We start from the raw sequence: 1,154 nt of genomic DNA, 5'->3' as shown, positions 1-1,154 counted from the left end.
TGCACGAGGTTGTTCTTGCTGGCGCCCTGGAACTGTATGCCGGACGCCTTGCTGCCACCGACGATGTTTGCGCGCACGGTCACTTCGTCCGAATCCTTGATGACGATGCCCCATTGATTGGGCAGCATGGTGCTGGCATCCAGGCTGGTTCCCACGATATTCCCGGCAATCAGGGTATTCGAGTTGCGTGCGCCGTAGTTTCCATTCAATTCAATGGCCGTTTCCTTGTTTCCGGCAACCAGGTTGCCGTCCTCAGGGCCTGTGCCAATGCGATGTCCGCCCTCCGACGAAAAGAATACGGCAATGCCTGGCCCATTGTTGGGAATCATGGCTGTGCCGGCTGCATTGGTTCCGACTCGGTTGCGGGTCACCAGCGTGTGGGCGCCGGAAATGGAAATCGCGGAATAGCCGCCCATTTCTTTTACATTGCCGGAAACGAGATTGCTGTCGATCAGCGTGCCGGTAAAGTCGGATGCCACGCTGATGCCGCCACCTTGATTTCCCAGTGCCACATTGCCTGTGATATCGGTGCCTATGTAGTTTCCCTGAATGATGTTTCCTGTACCTGTGCCCGGCCAGGAAAGCCATACTCCGGAATTTTCCGCCGCGGAAATGACATTTCGCCCGCCAATATCCAGATTGCCGATGCGGTTGCGGTTGCCGGAGTTGACAATAATGTTGCTGCGATTGCCCATGGCAACCGTTCCCGATGCGTCAACGCCTATATGGCAGCCCAGCACGGTGTTGCCGTCGCCGGTCACCGCCAGGGCCGTATTGAAGCCGCCTATCGCCAGGCCGCGCACCGTGATGGCGCCTGCCAGCTCGAGCCCTATGCCGAACTCGGGGCTGCCTGCCTGCAGCGTGATCAGGGGGCGGCGTGGCAAGTGGTCCTCATAGCCGGGTTGCGTGCTGGCGTCCACGGTGAGCGATGTGGCCGGTGCGATGGGCTGCATGAGCCTGCCATTCCAGTTGCTTTGGGTGACGATGGTCTGCTCTCCCCCCGCGCCGATGCGGAACTCGATGCGGTTGTCGCCCCCTTTGTTGCGGTTGGCGTTGGCGTAGGTGATGGCGTCGCGCAGGGAGCAGGGTCCCAGGCCGGTGCTGGCGCACGGGCCGCTTGCGTCGGCGGCGCTGTCCACCACGACGGTCCATGC

Annotated in this window: 1 protein-coding gene; it reads right to left on the bottom strand. The window is 61.0% G+C overall.

What is annotated here, in order from left to right:
* On the bottom strand, nt 1–1,139 hold a 1,139-nt coding region (locus PO605_RS30820), incomplete at its 3' end, for a CSLREA domain-containing protein (protein ID WP_272207350.1).
* Nucleotides 1,140–1,154: the final 15 nt, after the last annotated feature.

The organism is Delftia sp. DT-2 (assembly GCF_028401915.1).
In the GTDB taxonomy this organism is placed as follows: Bacteria; Pseudomonadota; Gammaproteobacteria; order Burkholderiales; family Burkholderiaceae_C; genus Comamonas; species Comamonas tsuruhatensis.
This window is presented reverse-complemented; position numbering and strand designations above follow the sequence as displayed.